The following is a 13,704-nucleotide window of genomic DNA, read 5'->3' as shown; positions in this document are numbered from 1 at the left end:
CGGTGGGTGAATGTGTTTTTCTTTGCGGCGGATTTTTTCTGCACTGGTGTGCCCGCGTATTTGCTCGCTACACTCTGCGAAGACCCCGCAAACCGGGCGTCTCACCGACGTAACATCTTGCCCCCGACGGGCGCTGACGGAAGAACCGACATGGGATTGAAAGGCTTGGCGGGCGGTTTGTTGTGGATTGTTTTTGCCGGCGCTGCATGGGCCGGCGCTCAGGCCCCGATCGAGGCCAAGGCGGAACAGAAAGCCGAGGTGCTGGAGGAGAAAGCGGCGGATAAAGTCAGTGCTGCTCCGGCGCCGAAATCCGAGGCCATCACCCCCACCGAAGCGCAGGCAGTGGACCCGGCCGGGGCCGCGCCGCTGGACGATCCGCTGACCTGTCTGGCGCGTAGCATCTATTGGGAAGCCAAGGGCAAGGACACCCCGGAAATGGAGGCCGTCGCCAGCGTGGTGATGAATCGCCTTGGCCATGAAGGCTTTCCCGACACGGTGTGCGCGGTGGTCAAGCAAGGCTCGGAAAGCGGCAACTGTCAGTTTTCCTGGTGGTGCGATGGCAAGCCCGATCAGGTCAAGGAAGACGCCGAATACGCGCTGGCCAAGGAAATCGCTGGCAAGGCGTTGAATCGCCAGCTCAAGGACCGCACCCGCGGCGCCCTGTATTTTCACGACCGCGGCGTGCACCCGAGCTGGGCCAAGGCCTATCGCAACACCGCGCAGACCGGCAGGTTCCTGTTCTACAAACCCGCCGGCGGCGGCGCGCGTTAACTGGCGTGGGTGTTGAGAATGCTCGCCACCTGCTGCGGCTGGCAGTTCAGGTACGGTGACTTTTGCAGCCAGCGCTGATCCGGGTACCAGGAAAACATGAACTGGCCGTTCTTCAGGCGATCGATCACCTGTTTGGCGATCTGCGGCCGCACGGCGGGGCAACCCTGACTGCGGCCGATGCGGCCCTGACGCTTGCTCCACAGCGGGTTCACGTAGCTGGCGGCATGAATCACGATCGCGCGATCGCGGGCCAGATCATTGAAACCGGGTTCCAGGCCGTCCATGCGCAGTGAATAGCCGTGGGTGCCTTCGTAGCTTTCCTGGGTGCGGAACAGGCCGAGACTGGACTGATAACTGCCTTCGCGGTTGGAAAACTGTGTGGCGAAGTTTTCCCCGGAATTGGAACCGTGGGCGACCAGATCCCGCAGCACCAATTTCTGTTTGCTCAGGTCGAAGATCCACAGACGACGTTCGGTGGACGGTTGCGAATAGTCGATGATCGCCAGATGCCGCGAGGGCTTTGCGCCGTTGTTGACCGCGCACTGCATGGCGTTCAATGCACCTTTGAGCGCTTGGGGATTGAGTTCCGGCGCGGCGTGGGCGAGGCTGTTGTAGAGAACCGGCGATGGCTTGCCGGCGGCAAATACTGGGCTGGTCACGGCGACAAGGGTCGCGGTGCTCAACAGAAGTCGGCGCAAAAACGTCAACATTTTATAAAGTGTCCTCAACTTGCTACATAAACGGCACTTTGGCTCCTGACTCCCAGTCAATACCCGCAGGCTCCGAGGCTGGAGCCTGACTGTTCAGCGCACCTGATGTAAGGTTGACCGTCATCTGGACGGCCATGGATTGGAGTAAAGCAGTTGTTCAAAAAGTACGCATGCTACTTGAGCATTTGTTTGCTCGCTGCGCCGTTTGTCGCTTGCGCCGATGAGCCGCTGCCCCCGCTCGAAACCCTGCCGACGCCGACGACGGAACTGCCGGTGGAGCCGCGCAGCCCGTTGCAGGCCGTGTTGATCAGCCTGGCGCAGTCGTGCCCGGCCATTGCTCCGCGTCTCAACGGCCCGGCGCTGAGTCAATTGCAGGCGTTCTATGCACAGCAGGACTGGATGCCAGTGTGGGCAAGTGAATCGGCTCGATTGCCGGCATTGCGCGCGCAATTGCAGCTGTTGGCCGACGATGGGCTGAATCCCAATCGCTATGCTGTGCCGGCGTCACCGCCGCAGGACGGCGAGTTGTGTGCCGATATCGATATCAGCCGCCATTACCTGCAGGCCTTGCAGGATCTGCATTACGGTCGTCTGTTGCAGTCGCATTTCGAACCGCTGTGGCATGTCGACGGCCCGCCGACCGATCGTCAGGCGCAGTTGCTCAGCATTGCCGTGCCGGGGGTGAACGACATTGCTGCAGCGTTCGACCTCGCCCGTCCGCATCTGCCTCAGTATCAGAGCCTGCGTCAGCTGTATGCCGCACAACGTTTGCAGGCCCTGCCGCAATGGCGGCCGGTGGGCAACGGCCCGCTGCTGCGCCCGGCGATGGAAGACCAGCGCGTGCCGGAACTCGCCCGGCGTCTGTACAACGAAGGTTATCTGGCAGACGTGATCGTGACGCCGGACAACGCCTACGATGACGTGCTGGTGGAAGCGGTGAAGCATTTTCAGGCCAGTCACTCGTTGCAGGCTGACGGCGTGGTCGGGCCGGGTACGATTGCCGAGCTGAACATCAGCCCGCTGACTCGCCGCGATCAGTTGCGCGTCAATCTCGAACGTTTCCGCTGGATGGCCCAGGACATGGAGCCCAGCGGTCTGGTAGTCAACGTCGCGGCCGCTGAGCTGACGCTGTATCAGAGCGGTCAGCCGGTGTGGCAGACCCGCACCCAGGTCGGCCGCGCCGAGCGCCAGACACCGCTGCTGAAATCCCGCGTCACCCGGCTCACGCTGAACCCGACCTGGACCGTGCCGCCCACCATCTGGAAAGAAGACAAGCTGCCGGAAATCCGCAAGGACCAGACCTTCCTCAGCCGCCAGAACCTGCAAGTGCTCGATGCCAACGGTCAGCCCCTGGCGGCAGCGGACATCGACTGGGACAACCCCGGCAACATCCTCCTGCGCCAGGACGCCGGCCCGCGCAATCCGCTGGGGCAAATGGTCATTCGTTTCCCCAACCCGTTCTCGGTGTACCTGCACGACACGCCGAGCAAGGCGCTGTTTGAAAAAGGTCCACGGGCGTTCAGCTCCGGTTGCGTGCGTGTCGAGCATCCGCTGCAACTGCGCGATCTGCTGCTGTCACCGGCAGAAAAGACCCGCACCGACACACTGCTCGCCAGCGGTACCACCCACGAATTTCGCCTGTCTTCCCCCGTGCCGATCCTGATGACCTACTGGACGGCGCAAGTCGACAGCAGCGGCCACGTGCGATACGCGCCGGATATCTACAGTCGCGACAGCGCTTTATTGGTGGGCCTGGATCGGGCGCATTGAGTCTGGCACCAGCACGGCAATCAAAAACCTGAGTTCGATGAGTGATTTCAGGCCGACGAATCCCGTACAAACACCTCGTTCAGTCCCCTCTCCCTCGGGAGAGGGCTAGGGTGAGGGGCCGATTTCAAGCCGAACCCAATACTCAAAATCTCACCGTTCCAGCTTTTCAACTATCCAAGGCAAAAGCACCTCACACGACCCTTCAATCTTCAAATCCAGCAGCTCATCCGCCCGAGTCTTGCCCAGATTGATCGCCATCAACGGCTTGCCACGTTCCGCAATCACGCGACACAAACGAAATGCCGAATACGCCATCAAAGACGACCCTACCACCAGCAACCCCGCCGCATTCTCGGCAGCGGCCATCGCCCGCGCTGCGGTCGCCTGTGCCACGTTCTCGCCAAAAAACACCACATCCGGTTTCATCCGCTCACCCGCGCAATGCGGGCACTGCGGCACCTGGAAGCGCGCTTCAAATGCCGGGTCGAGCAAGGTATCGCCATCCGGCGCCTGCACCGCATCAACGCCGCTCAGATAGGAATTCTCCGCTTCCATCTGGCGCTGAATCTCATCGCGCGGACTGCGCTGCCCGCAATCCAGACACAGCACCCGATGCAGGCTGCCATGCAGTTCGATCACATCGTGACTACCGGCCTGATCGTGCAAGGTGTCGACGTTCTGCGTGATCAGATCGCTGATCCGGCCACGCTGCTGCAGCGTCGCCAGCGCCTGATGCGCTGCATTCGGCCGCGCCTGGCGCACGCGCGGCCAGCCGAGCATGGCTCGGGCCCAATAGCGACGGCGTGATTCCGGGGCAGAAAGGAATTCCTGATACATTATCGGCTGCCGTCCGCGACGCACGCCGTCGCTGTCGCGGTAGTCCGGAATGCCCGAAGGCGTGCTGATGCCAGCGCCGGTAAGTACCAGGAAAGATCCGTTGATCATCCACTCGGCCAGAGCGTCAAGTTCTCGCTCACTGCTCATGTCCGTACTCCTCGGCTTGTCAAGAATGGGCCAGACCTGTGACGACGTATAGCTTAGGGAAACACGACACAGTTTGGATCTTCTTTTCTCTCAACCATTTGCTGCCTCCAGTTTTCCGGAAAGCGCTTTATCTCGCTCAGCAACTGCTTGCTTAAGCCAGAGAGGACCATACAGCGTGGGTCATTGTCAGGGGGAAGACAATCGGTTTGCTTGTCGATCGACCACTTTAACCGGAACTCCTGTTCGTCTATCGCATTGAAAATACGCATGGCCGGGCATGGCAATGCTGCCAGCTCAAGTAACGAATGATGCAGGCCCTGCAAGTCACCGTCGCACTGGTTGAAGGCATAGATAAACGTTATGAAGTTTGAAGTCGCGATGTCTGAAAATTCTGTTCCCTTATAAGGGTCGAAGATGTCCCACCATGTAAGTACTGTTTTCAGGATCTTTGGTGTCGTGGCTGGTCGGAGTGTTGGAAAGATGTCATTTATCTGCCAGTTTCCGTTTTCAATTTCTTTTTGGGTAGCGATGAGCTGTTGCGCAGCTTTTTTGTAATTGACGCGCTGCTGACTGAAATTTTTGTGTTGGTGATTGGTTCTGAACCGGTCGAAAACGGTTTTTACTTCGCAGATTACCAGTGTATTGATGGTCTTGTTGTAAATGGCGACGTCTATGTCACCAGTATTTTTCTTGACTCTGCAAGTGGTAACTTCAATGTCAGGACTTTTTTTCAACTGGCTGGCGAGGTAAGTTGCGACGGTGGCGGATTGAGATCCGACGGTGTTATTCCAATGGTCTTGGGAACGCTTCATCAAAATAGCGAGTAATGTCAGATTTGGGTGGAGGACACTATAGGCAAACGGCCAGAACATATACCACTCACCGATTTTTACAAAAGGCACTGCGAGTCCCGAATCGGCAGCTTCTTTTAAATCCGGGATCAGCTTGTCCAGCAGATTTTCAATCTGGGCACTTGACGTTTTCGCCACTTTATATTGCTTGTTGAGCGACTGGGTAATCTTGACCAGATCTGACTTTTTAAACCAGAAATGACGCTGCCGCTTATGGATATAGGGTAGTAACGCCTGGAACAACAATAATTCGTCCTCGCGAATACCCAGCCGCGATAGGAAATCCAGCCAGGATCTTTCGGTCCCAATCGTTATGGGGCTGAGATCGGTCAGTTTTGTCTTGAGCGCGAAAGACACAAAGTTTGCATCATGCCCTGGATGGTCCAACATGTACCGAATCGAATCGGGGCGCGACAGGTAATCCGCTTTCTCTGAAAGCAAATCCATGGCCGTGCGTTGTCGAGAGCTGGCGATCTCTATTTTGTAACCGGAATCTGCATGGCGGCTGATTTTCCATAAACGTTCATTTACTGACGAGGCGTCATGCAGCATGCGTAATAAATCATGTTCATAGGTGAAAAGGTGCTCAGCTTTTTCTTTGAGTGCCAGAGTTTTCTCGTAAGAGGGCTCAAATTCGGAGAGTGAATCGGGATAGCTTTTCAGGATGGCGTTAATCAATGCCCTGAAGTTCACGCTGTGATCTGCTGACGCAAACTTTTTAACACTGTCGACAGTCTCATCTCCTTTTGCCAAGGCGGCGAGATGCAATTCGGGTATCCATTGATTCGCCGAAGGAATTGATTGGTAAACGATGTTGTGATTGTTGGTATACAAATCCTCAATGGATTTAATGTCAGCAATATACTGTTCACCGCATTCCGACATTTTTGGACTTCCCTGCAAAAGCTGTATTGAACGAAAGGGTATCGCATTATCAAACGAATTTTAAGGTGCCGTACGATGTTTCTGGAAATGCACACATCGGCTGATTCTTCTGCAGTATGTGCCGTTTGATGAAGTCATTTCCTTCCCTCCAATATCAGGTTGAACGGTGTCTGCGCGGCGCGGCGGAACTGCTTGAACCCGGCCTCGGTGAATACCTTGCGCAAGCGTAGCTCTCCGGCCTGGGCACCGAGCCCGAGGCCGACTTCCTGTGACAGCGAATTGGGTGTGCAAATAAACGTCGAGGCGGCGTAGAACAGGCGCCCGACCGCGTTGAGATTGTCGTCCAGTTTGTCGTTGGCGAACGGTTCGACCAGCAACACCGTGCCGTCGTCTTTCAGCGCCTCATGGGCATGGCGGGCGGCGCCGACCGGGTCGCCCATGTCGTGCAGGCAATCGAAAAAGCAGATCAGGTCGTAGTCGCCGCCGGGATAGTTTTTCGCCGTGCCCTCGAAGAATCTGGCGCGGTTGCCCACGCCACCTTCTTCGGCCCGTTGCGTGGCGACGGTGACGGAGGGCGCGTGGAAGTCGAAGCCGACAAACTGCGACCTGGGAAACGCCTGGGCCATGATCACCGTCGAGGCGCCGTGGCCGCAGCCGATGTCGGCGACTTTGGCGCCGCGTTCCAGTTTCGCCACCACGCCTTCCAGTGCCGGCAGCCATTCAGCGATCAGGTGACCTTTGTAGCCGGGGCGGAAGAAGCGTTCGGTGCCGCTGAACATGCACGGGTGGTGATCGCCCCAGGACAGCGCGCCATTGCCGCGCATGGCTTTGACCAGTTTGTCCTTGTCATGGAAAAACGACGCCACCACGCCGAGACCGCCGGCGACGTACACCGGCGAATCCTCCACGGCCAGCGCCAGCGCCTGTTCTTCCGGCAAGCGAAACTGACCGTCGAGGTGCTCCATGTAACCGGATGCGGCATGGGCGCTGAGCCATTCGCGCACCAGGCGCGGATTGCAGGTGGTTTTTGCTGCGAGGGCTTCGGGGCTGATCGGTTGGCTGTCGGCCATCGCCCGGTACAGACCGAGTTCTTCGCCGACGATGACATTGGCCAGCATCGCCGCGCCGCCCATGTCGCTGACCAGTTTGCCCATGAATTCGTTGAGCTTCGCCTCATTCATCACGTGTGCTCCTGAAACAGGATCACCGTCCGGCGGCGTTGAATGTCGAGGCAGGCGCCACCGGGCGGTGGTCACGGATAAGGGCAGGGCACAGCAGAAGTCCTGCGGCCCCCTCGACTGGGTACTGATTGAGTCTAGTCGGTGTTTTTCTCAGCGTGGCAGCGGCAACCTGAGCTCAGCGCACAGGCCGCCGCCCTCGCGATTGCTCAGCAGCAGCGAACCACCCAGCGCCATCGCCAATTGCTGGGCAATTGCCAGCCCGAGCCCGGTGCCACCGGTGTCGCGGTTGCGCGAGTTTTCCACGCGGTAAAACGGTTCCAGCACCTGCGCCAGTTCGGCCTCGGCGATGCCCGGGCCGCGATCGAGGACTTTCACCGACAGGCTGTTGCCCTGCGCTTCGACCTGCAGTTGCGCGGCGCCGGCGAATTTCAGGGCGTTGTCGGTCAGGTTCACCAGGACCCGGCGCAGCGCTTGCGGACGGGTTTCGATCACCGCTTTGCTCTTGCCGCCGAGCTGCACGTCCTTGCCCATGTCCTGATAGTCGAACACGAGGCTGTCGAGGAACGAGTCGAGATCGGTACGGCGGCTTTCTTCGGTGGCGCCGTGAACGCTGCGGGCGTAGGCCACGCCTTCGCGCACCAGATGTTCGATCTCGCCGAGGTCGCTGCTCAGTTTGTCTTTTTCCACCGAGTCGTCCATGAACTCCGCACGCAATTTCATCCGGGTGATCGGTGTTTGCAAGTCGTGGGAAATCGCGGCGAGCAGTTGCATGCGTTCTTTCAGGTAGGCGGCGATGCGCGTCTGCATGGCGTTGAACGCCCGCGCTGCGTGGACCACTTCGGTCGGCCCTTGCTCGTCGAGTTTGATCGGATGCGCGTTGGGGTCGAGCGTTTCCACCGCATTGGCGAGGCGGGTGAGGGGGCGAATGGCGATGCGCACGGCGAGCCAGGTGCAGAGGATCAGCAGCGCCAGTTGGCCCAGCAGCACCACTGGCAACCACGGCGACAGCGGCACCATCGCCGGACGGATATCGATGGTCACCGGGCTACCGTCGCTCAGGCGCAGATGGCCCTGGAAATGTCGTCTCGGACCGCCGGGAACCTCGGTAAACACCAATGGATAAGTGCCGCCGATGGCCGCGGTAATCGAGGCAATCGCAACGGATTCTTCAGCCGAGGTCACCGGCATGCCCGGTTCGCCCTCATTGAGCAGGTAGCCGTAATTGCGCCGTGCCAGGCGCGGCAACCAGGCCTCGCGTTCGGCGGCGGGCAGGCGATCGAGGATCGCCATCGAGGTCGAGACGTCGGTTTCAAGGTTGCCGAGCATGGTGCTTTTCGCGCTCTGGTAGCGCTCGTAATACTGCGCGCCGAACGACAGGCCCTGCGCCAGAATCAGCCCGATCAGAAAAATCAGCGAGAGGCGCGAGGCGAGGGTGCGCGGCCATTGCAGCTTGAGTTTCATGCCGACGCCCCAAGCAGTTCGACCGGCAGCGAAAACACATAACCTTCACTGCGCACAGTCTTGATGTAGGCCGGTTCGCGGGCATCGTCAAGCAGACGTTGACGCAAGCGACTGACCAATAGATCGATGGAACGGTCGAACAGATCGGCCTCGCGACCCTGGGTCAGGTTGAGCAACTGATCGCGGCTGAGCACCCGTTGCGGGTGGTCGAGGAATACGCGCAGCAGGCGGTATTCGGCGCCGCTGAGGGCAACCATGGTGCCGTCGCTGTCGAGCAGGTGCCGCGCCGAAGTGTCCAGTTGCCAGCGACCGAAGGCCAGCAAGCGTCCGGCTTCGGTGACCACCAGGTTCGGCGGCAACATGCGTGTGCGGCGCAACACGGCGTTGATCCGCGCCAGCAGTTCACGGGCGGCAAAGGGTTTGGTCAGGTAATCGTCGGCGCCCATTTCCAGGCCGATGATGCGGTCGGTTTCATCGTTGCGCGCGGTGAGCATCAGCACCGGCGTCGCCTTGTGTTTGCCCACGCGCAATTCGCGGCACAGCTGCAGACCATCGTCGCCGGGCATCATGATGTCGAGCACGATCAGGTCGACAGTATTGGCATCCAGGAAGCTGCGCATCTGCCGGCCATCGGCGACCACTGTGGTGCGCAGGCCGTTTTTCTTCAGGTAGTTGCCTACCAGTTCACGGATCTCGCGGTCGTCGTCGACGATGAGAATGTGATCGACATGTTCCATCGGTTCAAGCCTCTGTCAAAAGGGGAATGCCGTGCAGTCTATAGCGCCGGAAACCGCACGCCTGCCTGCCTTTGTATTGCAGTGTATCTGCCGCAACGGCGGATACACGCCGACGCAAAAACGCGATTTTTACCGGGGTTTGTATCGCTGTGTATCTACACATGGCGTGGATACACAACGAGTGATTCTCGTCCTTTCCTGACACAGACGCGATACCTCGAGCGCCTCAAATAGGCTCCATCGAGGCACACACAGATTGCCTCGGCTCAAAACCCACTGAAGCCTTGAGGACACCACCATGAACAACAAATCCGTATTCGCCGCCTGCCTGTTCGCCGCTCTGAACATCTGCACCCTGTCGGCCCACGCCGAAGCTGACGTCAGCCGGCAAACCTACACCTACGGCACCCATCTGGATATCAAGAAAGTGCTGTCGATGACCGAAGACACCTCGGTGACCTGCGGCATCACCGAGGCGCGCATGACCTACCTCGATTCCGCCGGCAAGACCCGCGAGCTGGATTACAGCAAATTCGCTGACGGCTGCAACAACCAGAACTGAGTCATCCCTACTTTTTCTGCAAGGAGTTTTGCCATGAACAACGTCTCGCGCTTTCTGACCGCAGCAGCCTTCGCCTTCACCGGTGCCGCCGCCCACGCCAACAGTGCCGTGGAGCAAAGCAGTTGCGCCAGCAGCACCTGCTTTCAGCTGACCACAGTGGCGAAGGAGGGCAGCGATGCACTGATCGCCGCTGATGGTTCGAGCCGCACGCCGCAGGGCCAGACGCTCGCCGCTGATGGTTCGAGCCGCACGCCGCAGGGCCAGACGCTTGCCGCTGACGGTTCCAGCCGCACGCCGCAGGGCCAGACGCTCGCCGCTGATGGTTCCAGCCGCACACCGCAGGGCCAACTGGTCGCGGAAAACGGTGCCAGTCGCACGCCACAAGCGCAGTTGCTGGACGGCCAGAACGCATGAGCCACGGCGTCAATAAAGCGAGCTAGCGAGGCGGACATATCCCCTCGCTGCCCGGTTGTGCGCCCAGCCCCCATTTCAAGGTGACCCGTCATGTACCTCATCGCATTTCTCGGCGGTCTGCTGACCGTCCTCAGTCCGTGCATCCTCCCGGTGGTGCCGTTTCTGTTCGCTGGCGCCAACCGTACACGCTCCTCGATCCTGCTCACCCTCGGCGGCATGGCGCTGACCTTTGCGTTGATCTCCAGCCTCGCCGTGGTCAGCAGCGAGTGGGTGATTGAGGCCAGCAACACCGGCCGCCACGTGGCCCTGTTGGTCATGGCGCTGTTTGCCCTGTCGCTGATCTCGGCCCGGGTCGGTGACTGGCTGACCAAACCCTTTGTCGCGTTGGGCAATCGCCTCGATCAGGACACCCGTAAACGCGCAGGACCCATGGCCTCGATCATGCTCGGTGTCGCCACCGGCCTGTTGTGGGCGCCTTGTGCCGGGCCGATCCTTGGAGTGATTCTCACCGGCGCGATGCTGCAAGGTGCCAATGCGCAGACCAGCCTGTTGCTGCTGGCTTACGGCGCCGGCAGTGCCTTGTCGCTGGGCACGTTGATCTTCGCCGGGCGCGGTCTGGTCAATCGACTGAAGCCGTCGATCCCGTTCAGTGGCTGGTTGCGCCGCGGTGCCGGGGTTGCGGTGCTGGCTACGGTCGCAGTGATCGCCACCGGCGCGGACAAAACCCTGCTCGCCAACACCTCTTCGGAAGGCGTTGCCAGCGTCGAGAAAAACGTCCTGGAAAACGTGCCGAAAGTGGTCGACTACTTCGTCAGCAAGGTCCGCGCGGATTCGATGATGGACGACGCCCAGGGCGCGATGCCGTCGCTGTCCGGCGCTGTGCAGTGGCTCAACTCCCCCGAACTCAGCGCCGAATCCCTGCGCGGCAAAGTGGTGCTGGTGGATTTCTGGACCTACGACTGCATCAACTGCCAGCACACCCTTCCGTATGTCAAAGACTGGGCGCAGAAATATGAGAAGGACGGCCTGGTGGTGATCGGCGTGCATACGCCGGAGTATGGCTACGAACGCATCATCGACAACGTCAAGGGTCAGGTGAAAAAACTCGGCATCACCTACCCGGTAGCGATCGACAACGACTACGCGATCTGGCGCCACTTCGACAACCAGTACTGGCCGGCGCATTACCTGATCGACGCCAAGGGCCAAGTGCGTTACAGCCACTTCGGTGAAGGTCGTTATGCGGAGCAGGAGCAGATGATCAAGCAGTTGCTGGAGGAGGCCAAGGCGCCGGCGGCTTGATCGCAATAACAATGGCTCATGGGTCGCGACCCATGAGCCATTGCCAGTATCTGCAGCCCTATGCCAGCCAACCTGTTTCATGGGCTTGACAGATTTCCACCGCTCATCGGCAAAGTCCCCGGTTTATGGGCTCGCCGGACGATTGACAGGGACGCCGGGCAGCCTCGGCGCGATAGTGAGCAAGCACGGTCCGCGTCGCAGCCTGTGCATTCTCTATGCCACGGAGCTCGCTGTCATGAGTACCCCGATTGATCTCACTGCCCTGAAGGAACGTCAGAAAGTCGCTTGGGCCAGTGGCGACTACGCCGTGATCGGCACCACGTTGCAAATCGTCGGCGAATGCCTCGCCGAAGCCCGCGATCTGCGTTGTGACGAAGAAGTGCTGGATGTCGCTGCCGGCAATGGCAACGCCACTCTGGCAGCGGCGCGGCGCGGTTGTGTGGTGACCTCGACCGATTACGTGGCGGCACTGCTGGAGCGCGGTCAGGACCGCGCCCGGGCCGAGCATCTGGAGGTGATTTTCCAGGTGGCCGATGCCGAAGCGCTGCCGTTTCCCGACGAAAGCTACGACGCCGTGCTGTCCACGTTTGGGGTGATGTTTGCGCCCGATCAGGTGACCGCTGCGAGTGAGCTGGGCCGGGTCTGTCGTCGGGGCGGGCGGATCGGTATGGCGAACTGGACGCCGGAGGGCTTCGTCGGTCAGATGTTCAAGATCCTCGGTCAGCATCTGCCACCGCCTGCGGTTGCACAGCCTCCATCGAATTGGGGCTCGGATGCATGGCTGCACAAGCATTTCGATGATCGCGATTTTGTCGTGCGGGTGACGCGCAACCACTTCAACTTCCGCTATCGCTCCGCGGCGCATTTCATTGACATCTTTCGCCACTGGTACGGGCCGGTGCACAAGGCATTTGCGGTGTTGACGCCAGAGGCTGGGCAGGCGCTGGAGGATGATCTGACGGAGTTGCTCAACCGCTCGAACCGGGCGGGAGAGGCGTCGCTGGTGGTGCCGAGTGAGTATCTGGAAGTGGTGATAACCAAACGTTAGTTCTGGACAAATGAACAACCCCTGTAGGAGTGAGCCTGCTCGCGATAGCGGTGGGTCAGCTGAAAATCATTCGACTGATACACCGCTATCGCGAGCAGGCTCGCTGCTACAGGGGGATTTGCTTATTTCGAGTGGCCGCGATCAAACCACTCCAGCGCCGTGCGCCAGATGCAGATCCCCAGGAAATATGCCGACATCAGCAGCCACAAGCCCATCACCAGTGGGTTGATTACCGGGTGATTGAGCACCAGCGACAGACTGCACAACAGCCAGATCGCCGTCACCGCAATGTTGATCGGCATGAAACGGCGCACGCGGAACGGGTGCAGGAACTTCATCCGCGTCACCGTCAGCAGCGCCAGACCGATCACGGTGAGGAAGGTGATCCACGGCCCCGGGCCAATGATGTACAAGCACAGCGCAACCACGTTCCAGGCCGCCGGGAAACCGACAAAGTAGTTGTCCTTGCTCTTCATGTTGACGTTGCAGAAGCAGAACAGCGAGGACACCAGAATCACCGACACCGTCAGCAACAAGGTGTAATCGGGGAGGGGAATGTAGCGGTAGATAAACAGTGCCGGGATGAACACATAAGTCAGGTAGTCGATCACCAGATCAAGGATCGAGCCGTCGAAACTCGGCAACACCGATTGCACATTGACCTTGCGCGCCAGTGCGCCATCGAGGCCGTCGACGATCAGCGCGACGCCCAGCCACATCAGGCAATGGATCGGCTGGTTTTCCAGCAGGGCGAGGGTGGCAAGGAAGGCGGTGACCACGCCGGTCGCGGTAAAACCATGGGCGCCCCATGCTTTCAGCCTGGCGATGTGTACGGTGGATATCACGGGGGCGTTCTCCAGAAAGTGAAGCAAGCCGGGTATCGCCCATCGTCAGGAAGGGCGTCGGCAAACCGGGTCGGGTTGCAGCTATCGACCGGTTTGGCCGGGATAAGGTTCACCACCCTTGAATCTTAGCTGGCTGGCGGAAAATTTCTTGCGTGGCGATTTATCGATTATCGGGCGTCAGCC

13 protein-coding genes are annotated in these 13,704 nt (G+C 59.7%); 6 read left to right on the top strand and 7 right to left on the bottom strand.

Annotated features, from left to right (window positions below; all coding sequences use genetic code 11):
- Positions 1 to 150: 150 nt before the first annotated feature.
- Positions 151 to 771: a cell wall hydrolase gene (locus AEQ63_RS11985; protein WP_064363541.1), complete on the top strand. Its 621-nt coding sequence runs from the start codon at positions 151 to 153 to the stop codon at positions 769 to 771.
- On the opposite strand, the gene AEQ63_RS11980 is transcribed toward AEQ63_RS11985, so the two are convergent.
- The gene (locus AEQ63_RS11980) at positions 768 to 1,481 is read right to left on the bottom strand and encodes a murein L,D-transpeptidase catalytic domain family protein (protein WP_064363540.1); all 714 of its coding nucleotides are present in this window, start codon (positions 1,479 to 1,481) and stop codon (positions 768 to 770) included. The genes AEQ63_RS11985 and AEQ63_RS11980 overlap by 4 nt on opposite strands.
- Before the next feature lie 153 nt (positions 1,482 to 1,634).
- On the opposite strand from AEQ63_RS11980, the gene AEQ63_RS11975 reads away from it, so the two are divergent.
- Positions 1,635 to 3,251 carry a L,D-transpeptidase family protein gene (locus tag AEQ63_RS11975; RefSeq protein WP_064363539.1) on the top strand — a complete coding sequence of 539 codons (1,617 nt, stop codon included), beginning with the start codon at positions 1,635 to 1,637 and terminating at the stop codon, positions 3,249 to 3,251.
- A gap of 150 nt (positions 3,252 to 3,401) precedes the next feature.
- Here the strand turns inward: AEQ63_RS11975 and AEQ63_RS11970 are convergent, their stop codons facing one another.
- The 5 genes from AEQ63_RS11970 to AEQ63_RS11950 form a co-directional block, all read right to left on the bottom strand.
- Positions 3,402 to 4,235 (bottom strand): NAD-dependent protein deacetylase, encoded by an 834-nt coding sequence (locus AEQ63_RS11970; RefSeq protein WP_064363538.1) that lies wholly within the window; start codon positions 4,233 to 4,235, stop codon positions 3,402 to 3,404.
- 53 nt (positions 4,236 to 4,288) lie between these two features.
- On the bottom strand, positions 4,289 to 5,971 hold the full coding sequence (locus AEQ63_RS11965) for a hypothetical protein (protein WP_064363537.1): 1,683 nt from the start codon (positions 5,969 to 5,971) through the stop codon (positions 4,289 to 4,291).
- Between the two features lie 134 nt (positions 5,972 to 6,105).
- Positions 6,106 to 7,152, bottom strand: a complete 1,047-nt coding sequence (locus tag AEQ63_RS11960; protein ID WP_064363536.1) for a class I SAM-dependent methyltransferase — start codon at positions 7,150 to 7,152, stop codon at positions 6,106 to 6,108.
- 150 nt (positions 7,153 to 7,302) lie between these two features.
- Positions 7,303 to 8,613: an ATP-binding protein gene (locus tag AEQ63_RS11955; RefSeq protein ID WP_042609336.1), complete on the bottom strand. Its 1,311-nt coding sequence runs from the start codon at positions 8,611 to 8,613 to the stop codon at positions 7,303 to 7,305.
- A complete protein-coding gene (locus tag AEQ63_RS11950; protein ID WP_039762337.1) occupies positions 8,610 to 9,350 on the bottom strand; it encodes a response regulator in 741 nt (246 codons plus the stop codon). The genes AEQ63_RS11955 and AEQ63_RS11950 overlap by 4 nt, the downstream gene beginning before the upstream one ends.
- 298 nt (positions 9,351 to 9,648) lie before the next feature.
- Here AEQ63_RS11950 and AEQ63_RS11945 point away from each other — a divergent pair, with 298 nt between their 5' ends.
- The 4 genes from AEQ63_RS11945 (at position 9,649) to AEQ63_RS11930 (ending at position 12,676) form a co-directional block, all read left to right on the top strand.
- Positions 9,649 to 9,912 carry a DUF2790 domain-containing protein gene (locus AEQ63_RS11945; protein ID WP_042609337.1) on the top strand — a complete coding sequence of 88 codons (264 nt, stop codon included), beginning with the start codon at positions 9,649 to 9,651 and terminating at the stop codon, positions 9,910 to 9,912.
- A gap of 33 nt (positions 9,913 to 9,945) precedes the next feature.
- Positions 9,946 to 10,326: a hypothetical protein gene (locus AEQ63_RS11940; RefSeq protein ID WP_042609338.1), complete on the top strand. Its 381-nt coding sequence runs from the start codon at positions 9,946 to 9,948 to the stop codon at positions 10,324 to 10,326.
- A gap of 90 nt (positions 10,327 to 10,416) precedes the next feature.
- Positions 10,417 to 11,628 carry a cytochrome c biogenesis protein DipZ gene (locus AEQ63_RS11935; protein ID WP_064363535.1) on the top strand — a complete coding sequence of 404 codons (1,212 nt, stop codon included), beginning with the start codon at positions 10,417 to 10,419 and terminating at the stop codon, positions 11,626 to 11,628.
- Positions 11,629 to 11,863: 235 nt separating this feature from the next.
- Entirely contained in the window at positions 11,864 to 12,676 is an 813-nt protein-coding gene (locus tag AEQ63_RS11930) for a class I SAM-dependent methyltransferase (RefSeq protein ID WP_064363534.1), read from the top strand.
- 122 nt (positions 12,677 to 12,798) lie between these two features.
- Here AEQ63_RS11930 and pcsA read toward each other — a convergent pair whose 3' ends face one another.
- Entirely contained in the window at positions 12,799 to 13,521 is a 723-nt protein-coding gene (pcsA, locus tag AEQ63_RS11925; protein WP_042609341.1) for a phosphatidylcholine synthase, read from the bottom strand.
- Positions 13,522 to 13,704 lie beyond the last annotated feature (183 nt).

The organism is Pseudomonas sp. RIT-PI-o, from assembly GCF_001297215.1.
Lineage (GTDB): Bacteria > Pseudomonadota > Gammaproteobacteria > Pseudomonadales > Pseudomonadaceae > Aquipseudomonas > Aquipseudomonas moraviensis_A.
This window is presented reverse-complemented; position numbering and strand designations above follow the sequence as displayed.